Annotated in this window: 12 protein-coding genes and 1 tRNA gene; 3 read left to right on the plus strand and 10 right to left on the minus strand. The window is 63.3% G+C overall.

The features are described from left to right. Positions 1-57 precede the first annotated feature (57 nt). The 10 genes from QF031_RS20140 to dnaA form a co-directional block, all read right to left on the minus strand. The gene (locus QF031_RS20140; protein WP_229748488.1) at positions 58-174 is read right to left on the minus strand and encodes a DLW-39 family protein; all 117 of its coding nucleotides are present in this window, start codon (positions 172-174) and stop codon (positions 58-60) included. A 68-nt stretch (positions 175-242) separates the two neighbouring features. Further along, a tRNA-Ile gene (locus QF031_RS20145) sits at positions 243-316 on the minus strand. Between the two features lie 97 nt (positions 317-413). Beyond that, on the minus strand, positions 414-1,085 hold the full coding sequence (locus QF031_RS20150) for a DUF3566 domain-containing protein (RefSeq protein WP_307432395.1): 672 nt from the start codon (positions 1,083-1,085) through the stop codon (positions 414-416). After that, positions 1,078-3,756, minus strand: coding sequence for a DNA gyrase subunit A (gene gyrA / locus QF031_RS20155; RefSeq protein WP_307432398.1), 2,679 nt, complete (start codon positions 3,754-3,756; stop codon positions 1,078-1,080). Before gyrA ends, QF031_RS20150 begins: the two co-directional genes overlap by 8 nt. 55 nt (positions 3,757-3,811) lie before the next feature. Beyond that, entirely contained in the window at positions 3,812-5,899 is a 2,088-nt protein-coding gene (gyrB, locus tag QF031_RS20160; RefSeq protein ID WP_307432401.1) for a DNA topoisomerase (ATP-hydrolyzing) subunit B, read from the minus strand. Between the two features lie 378 nt (positions 5,900-6,277). Further along, positions 6,278-6,832 carry a DUF721 domain-containing protein gene (locus tag QF031_RS20165; protein WP_307432402.1) on the minus strand — a complete coding sequence of 185 codons (555 nt, stop codon included), beginning with the start codon at positions 6,830-6,832 and terminating at the stop codon, positions 6,278-6,280. Then, complete coding sequence (recF, locus tag QF031_RS20170) at positions 6,822-8,027, minus strand: DNA replication/repair protein RecF (RefSeq protein WP_307432405.1); 1,206 nt, start codon at positions 8,025-8,027, stop codon at positions 6,822-6,824. The genes QF031_RS20165 and recF overlap by 11 nt, the downstream gene beginning before the upstream one ends. Positions 8,028-8,072: 45 nt before the next feature. Next, positions 8,073-8,957, minus strand: coding sequence for a phosphogluconate dehydrogenase (NAD(+)-dependent, decarboxylating) (gene gnd / locus QF031_RS20175; protein WP_307432407.1), 885 nt, complete (start codon positions 8,955-8,957; stop codon positions 8,073-8,075). A 116-nt stretch (positions 8,958-9,073) separates the two neighbouring features. Then, complete coding sequence (dnaN, locus tag QF031_RS20180; protein WP_307432412.1) at positions 9,074-10,198, minus strand: DNA polymerase III subunit beta; 1,125 nt, start codon at positions 10,196-10,198, stop codon at positions 9,074-9,076. Positions 10,199-10,734: 536 nt separating this feature from the next. After that, positions 10,735-12,156, minus strand: a complete 1,422-nt coding sequence (gene dnaA / locus QF031_RS20185) for a chromosomal replication initiator protein DnaA (protein WP_307432416.1) — start codon at positions 12,154-12,156, stop codon at positions 10,735-10,737. A gap of 467 nt (positions 12,157-12,623) precedes the next feature. Here dnaA and rpmH point away from each other — a divergent pair, with 467 nt between their 5' ends. Genes rpmH through yidD form a run of 3 tightly spaced genes read left to right on the plus strand, consistent with a single transcriptional unit; the run spans position 12,624 to position 13,598 of the window. Continuing rightward, the gene (rpmH, locus tag QF031_RS20190; RefSeq protein ID WP_003800212.1) at positions 12,624-12,761 is read left to right on the plus strand and encodes a 50S ribosomal protein L34; all 138 of its coding nucleotides are present in this window, start codon (positions 12,624-12,626) and stop codon (positions 12,759-12,761) included. Positions 12,762-12,802: 41 nt separating this feature from the next. Then, entirely contained in the window at positions 12,803-13,213 is a 411-nt protein-coding gene (rnpA, locus tag QF031_RS20195; protein WP_307432419.1) for a ribonuclease P protein component, read from the plus strand. Further along, a complete protein-coding gene (gene yidD, locus QF031_RS20200) occupies positions 13,206-13,598 on the plus strand; it encodes a membrane protein insertion efficiency factor YidD (protein ID WP_307432422.1) in 393 nt (130 codons plus the stop codon). Before rnpA ends, yidD begins: the two co-directional genes overlap by 8 nt. Positions 13,599-13,612: the final 14 nt, after the last annotated feature.

Consider the following 13,612-nt stretch of genomic DNA (forward strand, 5'->3'; position numbering starts at 1 on the left):
CCGTCCATCATACCCTAGAACCTGGGAGCCTTTGACAGCTCCCGGCGGGCGTCCGGGCTAGTCCACCGTATCGGTTGACTTGCTCCAGACCGTTTTCCGGGCTTCAGACTCCTGTGCTTTTCGGTAGACCAGGACGCCTGCGATTGCCGCTGCCAGTACGAGCAACTTTTTCACATGCTCCCCCTTCCGGCCAGGTACGGGCGAACCGTACCAACCTCCGTTTGAAACCTGCACAGGTTCCGTGGGCGTACCAGGACTTGAACCTGGGACCTCTTCGTTATCAGCGAAGCGCTCTAACCGCCTGAGCTATACGCCCCGATCCCTCATCGGGCCGAGACATGACTTTACAGCACACCCCGGCCCGATCTCAAATCGGGCCTTTCCGCCGGTCCGGAACCGGGCGAAATGGCTTCCTAATCGTCGGTGAGGGTTACCCCGATGCCGCCCACCAGGGTGGCAGAGATGTTGTACAGGACCGCGGAAAGCATGGAGAGCGCCGTAAGCAGGACAACGTTAACCACGGCAATGATGGTGGCGAACGAGGCCACCTGCCCCAGCGAGGCAACCTTCTTCAGCTCAAAACCGCCGCTTTCAGAGCCGGCGAGCGTGCCGAGAAGGCTGTCCACCTGGTCGAAAATCCCGGTCAGGTCAAGGACCGTCCAGAGGACGATGGCAGCCACCACGGTGACGATGCCCAGTGCCACGGAAAGCAGGAATGCCATCTTCAGGACGGACCACGGGTCCACCCTGCTGATCAGCAGCCGGGCACGGCGGACTTTCGCCTTGGGGGCCGGTTTGACCAGTCCGGGGGTGCCCTGGCCGGCCGATCCCTGCACAGGGCGCTGGCCTGCAGCCGAGGGGCGCTGCCCCTGTTGGCCCTGGAAGGGCCGCTGCCCGGGCTGCACGGGGCGGTCACCCTGCTGCGGACGCTGGCCGGGGGCGGCTGGCCGCTGGCCTGGTGCACCCGCGGGGGCTGCGGGGCGCTGCTGCGGACGAACGGGAGCGTTCACGCGGGGTGCCGCTGAAGGTCGGTTCCCGTCGGGAACAGCGCTGTTCGGCTTGGGAAATGAGTCGGAATTACTCACTCGTTACCTCCGTATTGTCTTCGTTCGGCTCAGCGTCGCCCGAGGCGTCCTCTGACTCAACGGCCGGTGATTCTTCTGCCATTGCTGGCGCGGCGGATTCCCCAGCGGTCCCGCCATCTTCAGCCAACGTTACGTCATCGCCAGCGGATTCCTCGTCCTCGAGGCCGCGTTCACTGTTGCGTGCCACCTCGATGATCCGGTCATTCTTATCCGGCTTCGCGAAGATGACACCCATGGTGTCGCGTCCCTTGGCCGGGACTCCGGCAACGGAGGACCGGACAACCTTGCCGCCCTCCATAACCACCAGGACTTCGTCTTCTTCCTGGACAATGAGAGCCCCTACGAGGTGCCCGCGTTCTTCCTGGTACTTGCCCACCTTGATGCCCAGGCCGCCGCGGCCCTGCAGGCGGTATTCCTCAACGGCGGTGCGCTTGGCATATCCACCCTCAGTCACGATGAACACGAACGAACCGTCCGTGACTACGTCGGCGGCCAGCAGTTCATCGTCCTCGCGGAACTTCATGCCGGTCACGCCGGACGTGGCGCGTCCCATGGGGCGGAGTGCGTCGTCAGTTGCCGTGAACCTGATCGACTGGCCCTTGCGGGACACCAGGAAGAGGTCGTCGGTTTCCGAGACGAGCTGTGCGGAAACCAGTTCATCACCGTCCCGCAGGTTGATGGCGATGACGCCGGCCGAGCGGTTGGTGTCGTAGTCCTCCAGCCTGGTCTTCTTGACCAGCCCCCTTTTGGTGGCCAGGACCAGGTACGGCGACTGCTGGTAGTCCTTCAGGTCCAGGACCTGGGCGATATGTTCGTCGGGCTGGAATGCCATCAGGTTGGCAACGTGCTGGCCCTTGGCGTCCCGCCCCGCTTCCATCAGCTCGTACGCCTTGGCACGGTAGACGCGGCCCAGGTTGGTGAAGAACAACAGCCAGTGGTGGGTGGTGGTGACGAAGAAGTGTTCCACAACATCGTCGCCGCGCAGCTGGGCACCCTTGATGCCCTTGCCGCCGCGCTGCTGTGACCGGTAGTTGTCGCTGCGGGTGCGCTTGACATAGCCGCCGCGGGTGATGGTGACCACCATCTCCTCTTCGGGGATCAGGTCCTCCATGGACATGTCGCCGTCGTAGCCCATGAGAATCCTGGTCCGCCGGTCATCGCCGTGCTTGTCCACGATTTCGCCCAGCTCGGTGCTGATGATCCCGCGCTGGCGCTCTTCGGAGCCAAGGATTTCCTTATACTCGGTGATCAGGGCTTCGAGTTCAGCGTGCTTTTCCTGGATCCGCTGGCGTTCCAGGGCGGCAAGGCGGCGCAGCTGCATGTCGAGGATGGCGCGCGCCTGGAGCTCGTCGATGTCCAGCAGTTCCATCAGCCCGTCACGTGCGGCCTCGGTGGTGCTGGAGGCGCGGATAAGGGCGATGACCTCGTCCAGCATGTCCAGTGCCTTCAGGAGGGCCCGCAGGATGTGGGCTTCTTCCTCCGCCTTGCGCAGCCGGTACCTGGTGCGGCGGGCGATGACGTCCATCTGGTGCGTCACCCAGTGGCGGATGAATGCGTCAAGGCTCAGGGTTCGCGGGACGCCGTCCACGATGGCCAGCATGTTGGCCGAGAAGTTGCTCTGCAGCTCGGTGTGCTTGTAGAGGTTATTCAGAACCACCTTGGGCACGGCGTCGCGCTTTAGCACGATGACCAGCCGCTGGCCGGTGCGGCCGGAAGTTTCGTCCCGAAGGTCGGCAATGCCCTGGATCTTGCCGTCCTTGACCAGTTCGGCGATCTTGATGGCCAGGTTGTCGGGGTTGGCCTGGTACGGAAGTTCGGTGACCACCAGGCAGGTGCGTCCCTGCAGTTCCTCCACGGCAACCACGGCGCGCATGGTGACGGAACCGCGTCCGGTCCGGTAGGCATCCTCGATGCCCTTGTGCCCAAGGATGGTGGCGCCGGTGGGGAAATCAGGGCCCTTGACCCGGACCAGCAATTCCTCGAGGAGCTCCTCGCGGGTGGCCTCAGGGTTGGCCAGGTACCACTGCACGCCGTCGGCCACTTCCCGCAGGTTGTGCGGCGGGATGTTGGTGGCCATGCCGACGGCAATGCCGGAGGAACCGTTCACCAGCAGGTTGGGGAACCTGGCCGGCAGGATGGTGGGTTCCTGGTTCTTGCCGTCGTAGTTGTCCTGGAAATCGACCGTTTCCTCGTCGATGTCGCGGACCATTTCCATGGCCAGGGGCGCCATCTTGGTTTCGGTGTACCGGGGAGCCGCCGCTCCGTCGTTGCCCGGCGAGCCGAAGTTGCCCTGCCCCAGCGCCAGCGGATAGCGCATGGTCCAGTCCTGGATCAGGCGCACCAGGGCGTCATAGATAGCGGTGTCACCATGGGGGTGGTACTGGCCCATGACTTCGCCCACCACGCGGGCACACTTGTTGAAGGAACGGTCGGGGCGGTAGCCGCCGTCGAACATCGCATAGAGCACGCGGCGGTGCACGGGCTTGAGGCCATCCCGGACGTCAGGGAGGGCACGGCCCACAATGACTGCCATGGCGTAGTCCAGGTAGGAACGCTGCATTTCCGTCTGCAGATCCACCTGCTCCACGCGGTCGATCAGCACGTCACCTTCAAGAACGGTGTCCGGAGTTCCGGCCTCGGGGGCGGGATTCTCGGGGGTTTCGTCGCTCATTCTTTATTTTCCGTTTCAGGTATATGTCTGGTTCCGAATACTTTGGAGCGGGTCCTTAGATGTCCAGGAACCTGACGTCCTTGGCGTTCTGCTGGATGAAGTTGCGGCGTGATTCCACGTCTTCGCCCATGAGGACGGAGAAGATCTGGTCGGCGGCAAGGGCGTCGTCCATGGTGACCTGCAACAGGGTGCGGTGATCCGGGTCCATGGTGGTATCCCACAGCTCGGTGTAGTCCATCTCGCCCAGGCCCTTGTAGCGCTGGATGCCGTTGTCCTTGGGGATGCGGCGTCCCGCTGCCTGCCCTGCCACCAGCTTGGCATCGCGTTCGCGGTCGCTGTAGACGTAGTCGTGCGGGGCGTTGGACCACTTGATCCGGTACAGCGGGGGCTGCGCCAGGTACACGTAACCGTTCTCGATCAGCGGCCGCATGTAACGGAACAGCAGGGTCATCAGCAGGGTTGTGATGTGCTGGCCATCCACGTCCGCGTCTGCCATGAGGACGATCTTGTGGTACCGCAGCTTGGCGAGGTCGAAGTCCTCGCCGATGCCGGTGCCGAAGGCAGTGATCATGGACTGGACCTCCGCGTTGCCCAGGGCCTTGTCCAGGCGGGCCCGCTCCACGTTCAGGATCTTGCCGCGCAGCGGCAGGATGGCCTGCGTTTCAGGGTTGCGGCCGCGCTTGGCGGAACCGCCGGCGGAGTCACCCTCCACGATGTAGACCTCGCACTTTTCCGGGTCTTTCGAGGAGCAGTCGGAAAGCTTGCCGGGCATGCCGAACGATTCCAGCGGGCTCTTGCGACGGGCGTTGTCGCGCGCCTTCCTGGCCGCCATCCTGGCCTGTGCGGCGGAAATGGCCTTGCGGATCACATCGCGGGCGGGGCCGGGGTTGCGCTCCAGCCAGTCGCCCAGGCCGTCGGTGACCACGCGCTGGACGAAGCCCTTGACCTCGGAGTTGCCCAACTTGGTCTTGGTCTGGCCCTCGAACTGGGGTTCGGCCAGTTTGACGGAGATGACAGCGGTGAGGCCCTCGCGGATGTCATCGCCCGTGAGGTTGTCGTCCTTCTCCTTGATGATGCCCTTTTCCCGGGCATACCGGTTGATAAGGGACGTCATGGCAGCGCGGAAACCCTCTTCGTGGGTGCCGCCCTCGTGGGTGTTGATGGTATTGGCGTAGGTGTGCACGCTCTCGGAGTAGGCATTGGTCCACTGCATGGCCATTTCCAGGGCGACGCGGCGTTCCTTGTCCTCGGTTTCGAAGGCGATGACGTCCTCGTGGACCACTTCGACTTTCTTGCCCGAGTTCAGGTGCTTGACGTAGTCCAACAGGCCTTCGTCGTACTGGTACACCACCGTGCGGTGTTCTGCGCTGACCTCACCCTCGGTGCTGAGGTCATCGAGGTCCAGGTCGCCGTCGGCCTCACTTGATGCGGCGTCGCGCTCATCCGTGAGCGTGATGCGCAGGCCCTTGTTGAGGAACGCCATCTGCTGGAAGCGGGCACGGAGCGTTTCGAAGTCGAACTCGGTGCTTTCGAAGATCGCCGGATCCGGGTAGAACGTCTGGCTGGTACCGGTGGCATCCGTTTCTTCGCCCTTGACCAGGCTGCCCTGCGGCTTGCCTCCGTCGGCAAAGGACATTCGCCACACGTGCCCCTGGCGCCGCACTTCGGTGTTCACGCGGCTGGACAGGGCGTTGACCACTGAAATGCCGACACCATGGAGGCCGCCGGACACGGCGTACCCGCCGCCGCCGAACTTGCCGCCTGCGTGCAGGATGGTCATGACCACCTCGACGGTGGGCTTGTGTTCTGTCGGGTGCATGTCCACGGGGATGCCGCGGCCGTCGTCAACCACTTTGACGCCGCCGTCGGCCTGCAGGACTACCTCGATGTGGCTGCAGTAGCCTGCCAGCGCCTCGTCCACGGAGTTGTCCACCACTTCGTAAACCAGGTGGTGGAGGCCGCGGGGACCAGTCGAGCCGATGTACATGCCGGGACGCTTGCGGACAGCCTCGAGGCCTTCAAGGACAGTGATGTCACTGGCGCCGTATTCCCTTGGAGTGGCTGCCGCAGGTGGAGTATCAGGGGTGCGGCCATCCTCGACTGCTGTATCTGCTGCCAGAATATCTGTATTGTCGTTAGCCACAGGCGCTGCGACTCCTCTGTTCTCGATTATGGCCGGCCGGTTTCTCTTCCCAAGGGAAAAGCCACCCGCCAACAGGCACAAACTTATGGCGCCGGTGACTTGCTGACGATGGTGGTCCATGCCCCGCACACGAAAAGTGCGCGGAGAACGGACTGAAGTCAACGTTTCATCCGCGCCCAGTTATCTGCACCAATTCTACCGCGAACAGCCGCATATCCCCGCATTCCAGGGGCTTCGCCCGCAGCGAATATGGCTCTGCGAGGCTCTAGGCCCTGCCTAGGGCGGCCCAGCGGTGCGCCCTCCGGGTGCCTATACGCCCTCGAGTCCTTACAGCGCCGTACACGGCCTGGGAAGCAGTTTCAAGAGCTGCCGCGCGGACTATCCGTACGTGTCCCGCGGCCCGCGGCCGTTGACACTGCGCCCACCCTTGCGCCAACTCGGTGCCGAGGGGCCAAGTACCTGGATGCTGGTGACCACGCCGTCGCCCAGTTCACGGCGGAATTTGTCGAGCAGGCTGCTGCTCAGAAGCCGCAGCTGGGTGGCCCAGGCAGTGGAATCACACCGTACGTGGAGGGTGGTGTCGGTGAAGCTTTCCGGTGTGCAGTGGGCGGAGATTTCGGGTCCCACCAGGGTGGACCACTCGGCCATGACGGATCCGACGGCCACGGGTGAGGTCCAGCCCCGCTCCGCCACCAGCCGTCCGACAACCTTTCCCAGGCCCAGCGGGTCACGGCCGGTGGCGTGGAACTGGCTGAAGCCGCGGGTGTCGCGGATACTGCCTTTGGCCTTTTGCGAACCCGGCCGCGCCACTTTCCTGCGGACTTCGCCGCGCGCCGCCGCGGCCTCGCGCATGCGGTTCAGCGCAGCCTGCGGGGCATCGATGTTGTCAGGTTCCCGGCCGGGCTGCAGCCCGCCGCCTTGGTCACTGCTCATCGATACCTCCCGGGATGACTTTCACCCGCCGCCCGGACAGCTCTTCCGGAATATCGGCGTCGACGGCGGCGGTCACCAGGACCTGTTCCGCGCCGGAGACTATTGCCGCCAGTTTACGCCGGCGCTGGACGTCCAGTTCTGCGAAGACGTCGTCAAGAATGAGGATGGGGGCTGAACCGCCGGTCCGGGCATCATCCAGCATGACGTAGTAGGAGGCCAGCCGGAGGGACAGGCACATGGACCAGGTTTCCCCGTGCGAGGCGTAGCCCTTGGCCGGCGCCTGGCCGAGCATCAGCTCCAGTTCGTCGCGGTGCGGACCGACCAGGGAGATGCCCCGTTCCAGTTCCTTTTTCCGCGATTCCGCGAACGCCCGGACATACCGGTCGGTGAGTTGTTCAACGGAGAGCAGGCGGAGGTCGTCCGGTTCGCCTGAAGAACCTCCCGCTGCGGCGGGCTGCCCTGCGGCGGCCGGGACGCCGTCGTCGTCCATCTGGTTCTGGAGGGTGGACCGGTAGGTGGCGTCAGCGGGCTTGGACGCGTCCGTGAGTTCCGCATAGGCCCGGGCGAGGTGCGGGCGGAGCCGTTCCACCAGTTCCAGCCGTGCATGCAGCAATTCCGCTCCGGCCCGGGCCATGTGCTGGTCCCACACGTCCAGGGTTGACTCATGCGCGGCGGTAAACCGCCCGGCGCGGGCCGACTTGAGCAGGGCGTTGCGCTGTTTCAGTACGCGGTCATAGTCGCTGCGCGTGGCGGCATGGTGCGGAACCAGGCTGGCCAGCAACTCGTCCAGGAAGCGACGGCGGTTGGAGGGATCACCCTTGACCAGGGCCAGGTCTTCCGGGGCAAAGAGGACAGTCTGGCAGATGCCAAGAAGGTCGCGGGCGCGCACCGGGTTGCTGCGGTTGATGCGGCCCCGGTTGGCCCGGCCGGCGTTGATTTCCAGCTCAAGGACAGTGGTTTGGGTTCCACGGACCAGGCGGGCGCGGACAAGGGCCCGTTCCGTGCCAAACCTCAGCAGCGGAGCATCGGAGCTGACCCGGTGTGAGCTGAGGGTGGCCAGGTACCCGATGGCTTCCATCAGGTTGGTCTTGCCAATGCCGTTGTATCCCACCAGGACGGTAACGCCGGGACCCAGGGCAAGGTCAACCTGGGCGTAACTGCGGAAGTCGGTCAGTGAAAGGTGTTCCAGATACACGCGGTTTTCGGCAATTCTGGGAACGCTGTTGGTTCCCGATGGATGCTACTTGGCGGGACGGGTTGCGTGGCCGCCGAACTGGTGGCGCAGCGCGGAAACCATCTTCATGGCGGGCGAGGCGTCCTCCCGGGATGCGAAGCGGGCGAACAGTGCAGCGGTGATGGCCGGCGCGGGGACAGCGTTGGCGATTGCCTCTTCCACCGTCCACCGTCCTTCGCCGGAGTCCTCTACATAATCGTCGATCGAGGCCAGGCCCGGGTCCTCGTCCAGGGCCTTGACCATGAGGTCAAGGAGCCAGGAACGTACCACCGTTCCCTTTTGCCAAGCCCGGAATGTGCCGGGCAGGTCCGTGACAATCTCCTTGGCGGCGAGCAGTTCGTAGCCCTCGGCGTACGCCTGCATCAGGCCGTATTCGATCCCGTTGTGGACCATCTTGGCGTAGTGGCCCGCGCCGATACCGCCAACGTGGACAAAGCTGTCCGCCCGCTCTCCTTCCGGGCGCAGGGCATCAAAGACCGGGAGTGCCCGTTCGATGTCCGCCGCGTCGCCGCCGGCCATCAGCCCGTACCCGTTCTGCAGGCCCCAGACTCCGCCCGAGACGCCGCAGTCAGCGAAGCGGATGCCCTTGGCGGCGAGCAGTTCGCCATGCTTCTGGTCTTCAGTGAACCGGGAATTGCCGCCATCGATGATCAGGTCTCCCGGCTGCAGCTTTTCGCTAAGCTCAGTAATCACAGCGTCCGTGATGGCACCCGACGGTACCATGACCCAGACGATCCTTGGTGCTGGAACGGCGGCGATCAGCTCATCGACGCTGGCGGCGTCGGTGACGTCCGGGTTCCGGTCGTAGCCGGTGACCTCCACGCCTCCCTTGCGCAAGCGTTCGCGCATGTTGAATCCCATTTTGCCGAGGCCGATCAGTCCAATGTGCATGGTGGAACTCTTTTCTGCGCTAGTGGGAGGAACGGGGTTGGCGGTGGGAGGCGGTGGGTGGGCCCAGGCCGTCCGGGTTCCCTGGCCGAGCTTGCGAGGCAAGGGGGCGGTGGGGACTAGTTGGGAAGGCGGACCGGCATCACCAGGTAGCGGTAGTCGTCCTGGTCTTCACCGTCGGCGTCGGCCTGGGCGGTGATCATGGCCGGCTTGGGCGCCGTGGTGAAGGAGAACCGCACGAACTTGGTCTCAATGACGCTGAGTCCCTCGATGAGGTAGTGCGGGTTGAAGGCAACGGTGATGTCATCGCCTGACAGCTGGGCCTCGAGTTCCTCCGACGCCTGCGCATCCTCACCCGTGCCGGCATCCAGGTTCAGCAAGCCGGCAGTGAAGGCGAGCCGGACCGGGGTGTTGCGTTCGGCCACCAGCGATACACGGCGGACGGCTTCCACCAGTTCCTGGGTCTGGACCGTGGCGTGGATGGGTGTGGATTCGGGGAATAGCGACCGGATCTTCGGGTAGTCGCCGTCCACGAGCAGGGACGTGGTGGTGCGGCCGCCGCTCTCGAAGCCGATCAGGCGGCTGTCGTCGTTGGACAATGCCAGGTTGATGTCTCCACTGTTGCCCAGGGTCTTGGCTACCTCGTTGAGGGTTTTGGCTTTGACCAGCGCGCTGGTGGAGATGCCCGGTGTAACGGGCTTCCATGGGACTTCGCGCATGGCCAGCCGGTAGCGGTCGGTGGCCAGCAGGGTGATCAGATCATCTTCGATCTCCATCCGCACGCCGGTGAGGATGGGCAGGGTGTCGTCCTTGCTTGCCGCAATGATGACCTGGGAGACAGCCTGCGAGAAGGCATCGCCGGCTACCGTTCCGCTGATTGCGGGCAGGGCAGGCAACGGCGGGTATTCGGCTTCGGGCATGGTGGCCAGGTGGAAGCTGCTCCGGCGGCACGTAAGCGTGACTTTGTTGCCGTCGGTTTCAACGTCCACCGGCGCGGAAGGCAGGCTGCGGCAAATATCGGCAAGCAGCCGGCCGGAGACCAGGATGGTGCCTTCGTCCCGGATGTCTGCCGTGATCTCAAGCCGCGCTGAGGTCTCGTAGTCAAAGCTGGAGAGGCTGACGGTTCCCGCTTCAGCCTTCAGGAGCAGGCCGGAAAGGACGGGTACGGGCGGCCGCGGAGACAAGGACCGGGCTGTCCAGGTAACGGCTTCTGCCAGGACGTCCCGATCGACTCTGAACTTCACGGAAGGGTGCCGCCTTTCATTGCTGCTGCCAAATGACCCGGGAGTTTCGCTGGAAAACTCCGGAAGAAGTTGGGCGCAACCCGGCTGGTGCATGGTCCGCGGAGACGGGAACCACACGAAAACCCAGGGATGGGAGCGCTGCTGACAGCTTAGCCGGAAGATCGGGGATTAACCCATCCCCCGGGTCTGCTCCGCCTGCTCCATTGGGCCGGCAGGCCCCCTCGGAGGACGGGCGCATCGATCTTGTTGTTTGAGGGACTTCAATTTTTTGGGATTTGTAGTGTTAATAACTGCTGTGGAAACTGTGGATAACCCAGTCCTGTCGCACGGATCCGCGGTTAAGCCCTGTTCATCGAATGTGCGTAGCTGGGTTTTAAACAGGGTGTGGATGGGGACAACGCAAAAGCCGGTTTTCGACGATCCACAGACGGCTTAAGGGTTTTAAGCCCATTAATGGCGCTTGTCCCCTTAACTATCCACAGGCTTATCCACATGCCCCTGTTAATAAGGTATAGAGTGCGGGGCGCCGTGTGGATTCAGGAGTCGCGTTGCTGCTGCTTGATCCGGTTGGTCAGCTCCGTCACCTGGTTGTAAATCACACGGCGCTCGGCCATCAGCTCGCGGATCTTGCGGTCCGCGTGGATGACGGTGGTGTGGTCACGGCCGCCGAGTTCCTGGCCGATCTTGGGAAGCGACATGTCAGTCAGCTCCCGGCAGAGGTACATCGCGATCTGGCGGGCGGTGACCAGAGTCCGCGTGCGGGATTTGCTGCAGAGTTCCTCCATGCTGAGCTTGAAGTAGTCCGCGGTCTGCTGGAGGATCTGCGCAGACGTGATCTCCTGTGCACCGTCGTCGGTGATGAGGTCCTTCAGGACCATCTCGGCAAGGGCCACGTCCACGGGCTGGCGGTTCAGGCTGGCGAATGCCGTGACCCGGATCAGTGCGCCCTCGAGCTCGCGGATGTTGCTGGAGATCTTGGAGGCGATGTATTCCAGGGCATCATCGGGGGCGGAGAGTCCCTCGCTCAGGGCCTTCTTGCGAAGGATGGCGATACGGGTTTCAAGTTCCGGCGGCTGGATGTCGGTGAGCAGGCCCCATTCGAAGCGGGACTTCATGCGGTCTTCGAAACCAGCCAACAGCTTGGGCGGCTGGTCGGACGTGATGACCACCTGCTTGTTGTTGTTGTGCAGCGAATTGAACGTATGGAAAAACTCCTCCAGCGTCCGGTCCTTGCCGGCCAGGAACTGGATGTCGTCAATCAGCAGCACGTCCACGTTGCGGTACGTGGTCTTGAAGCTGGCACCCTCATCGTCACGGATGGAGTTGATGAAGTCGTTGGTGAATTCCTCGGAATTGACATAGCGGACACGGATGCCGCTGTACAACCGCCGGGCGTAGTGGCCGATCGCGTGCAGGAGGTGGGTCTTGCCCAGCCCGGAGTCGCCATAGATGAACAGCGGGTTGTATGCCTTGGCGGGAGCTTCAGCGACAGCGACGGCGGCGGCGTGGGCAAAGCGGTTGGAGGAGCCGATCACAAAGGTATCGAACACGTATTTGGGGTTCAGCCGGCCAAATTCGTGCGAAGTACTGGGCAGCATGGGCTGCGGCTTCTGCTCGATCAACTGGTCCGGTGCGTAGGCGGGTTCGACGACGGGCTCGGGCTCCGCGTGGATGGGAACCAGGTCAGTGTCGACGTCGATGGCGCAGCGGATGTCCTCGGAGAAGACATTGTGCAGCGCGTCGTCAAGCGCATCCTTGACCTGCGTCTGCAGCACTTCCCGGGTGAGCTCGTTGGGGACGGCCACGAGGAGGGTTGAACCAATGAGACCCTGCGCCTGCGCAAGAATGACAAAGCCCCGCTGCCGGGGGGAAACACGGTGGTCCTGTTCCAGCAGGCTGACAACCCGGCGCCAGGAACTTCCGACAGTATTGGCGTGGTTGGCTTCGTCTACTGTCATCAATCGGTTCCCTCAAAACTTGCTATGCCTGCATTGCCTGCAGCCCAGGTCCGGAACCAGGGTCCTGGCCCAAGTTCATCCACAGGGTTATGCACAGCCCGTGGATAATCGGCTACTGGGACACTCTAGGGGATGAAAAGCCTAGAAGATAGCTGGCTATCCGGCTGTGGATAATTACACGGGTGTGGTTCTCCAGCCGGCCCTGTGAGGCACTTCATCCACAGGGTTGTGGGGATACTTAGGCACAGCTGGGGACAGCCGGAGAGGCACCTTCCGGTTTGACTCCTGACCGCGGATTGCCCTAACGTTGTGAAGTCCTTTGTGTCCGCTTTTGGCCCCAACCGAACTATCCAAGCGCAGCGCGCCTGGGCAGCCGGGGCAAGCGTACATATACAAAACTTAGCGTCGGCCAGTTCTTCCCCATACTGATCGGGTGGGCGCACCTTTGATCCACTGGAGTAACTAACGTGAGCAAGCGGACTTTTCAGCCGAATAACCGCCGTCGAGCCAAGAAGCACGGCTTCCGCCTTCGTATGCGTACCCGTGCCGGCCGTGCCATCCTGGCAGCCCGTCGTGGCAAGGGCCGCACCGAACTGTCGGCCTAAATAACTGGCTCGTCGGTAGACATCCCCATTGCGAGTTTAAGGTGCTGGCCGCCCGCAACCGCTTGAGGACCTCAACCGACTTTTCAACAACTGTACGTTCCGGTGTCCGCAATGGGCGCCGGAACGTAGTGTTATATGCGGCAGCCATTGCTGCCGACGAACCCAGCCGGATCGGGTTCATTGTTTCCAAGAGTGTAGGGAACGCTGTGGTCAGGAACCTCGTTAAGAGGAGACTGAGAGAAGCAGCTGCTGCATCGCTGGGTGGGCACCCCACGGGGCTCGCCATTGTGGTGCGGGCGCTTCCCGCGTCTGCCGCCGCCAGCTGGGACCAGCTGCTGGCGGACTACAACGCTGCACTGGGATCTGCGCTGAACCGGCTGGCCGGCCGCCCTCCACGGGCTGCCGCCAAAGGTTCGGCCGGTACAACACAGGAGGGGACAACGCGTGCCTAACGCCACTGCCGTCGTCGCCCGTCTCCGGAATGTGACCGCCGCCGTCGGGAAGTTCCTCTGGAACCTGCCCCGGAACATCCTCATTCTCCTGCTGATGGCATACCGCAAGGTGGTTTCTCCCTTGTACGGCCCGGTCTGCCGATTCTTCCCTTCGTGCTCGGCCTATGCCCTTGAAGCGGTCACTGTACACGGCGCCGTCAAAGGAAGCTGGTTCGCAGCCCGTCGCCTTGGCCACTGCCATCCATGGAACGCCGGCGGAGTGGACCACGTCCCCGCCGGCGGCAGGGAATGGCCTGAAGGCCAGACCCCCACAATTGTTGTGCTTAACAACCCGGACAAGTTCCTGGTTGTTAAGACTGATGAAGAAGGCCGCAGTGCGGCCTGACGAATAGGGATAAG

This window comes from Pseudarthrobacter defluvii (genome assembly GCF_030816725.1).
In the GTDB taxonomy this organism is placed as follows: domain Bacteria; phylum Actinomycetota; class Actinomycetes; order Actinomycetales; family Micrococcaceae; genus Arthrobacter; species Arthrobacter defluvii_A.

Excerpts from the sequence above, each read along its gene's own strand:
- gnd (WP_307432407.1), bottom strand. The coding sequence starts at position 8,957 with ATGCACATTGGACTGATCGGCCTCGGCAAAATGGGATTCAACATGCGC.
- QF031_RS20165 (WP_307432402.1), bottom strand. The coding sequence starts at position 6,832 with ATGAGCAGTGACCAAGGCGGCGGGCTGCAGCCCGGCCGGGAACCTGAC.
- dnaA (WP_307432416.1), bottom strand. The coding sequence starts at position 12,156 with ATGACAGTAGACGAAGCCAACCACGCCAATACTGTCGGAAGTTCCTGG.
- gyrA (WP_307432398.1), bottom strand. The coding sequence starts at position 3,756 with ATGAGCGACGAAACCCCCGAGAATCCCGCCCCCGAGGCCGGAACTCCG.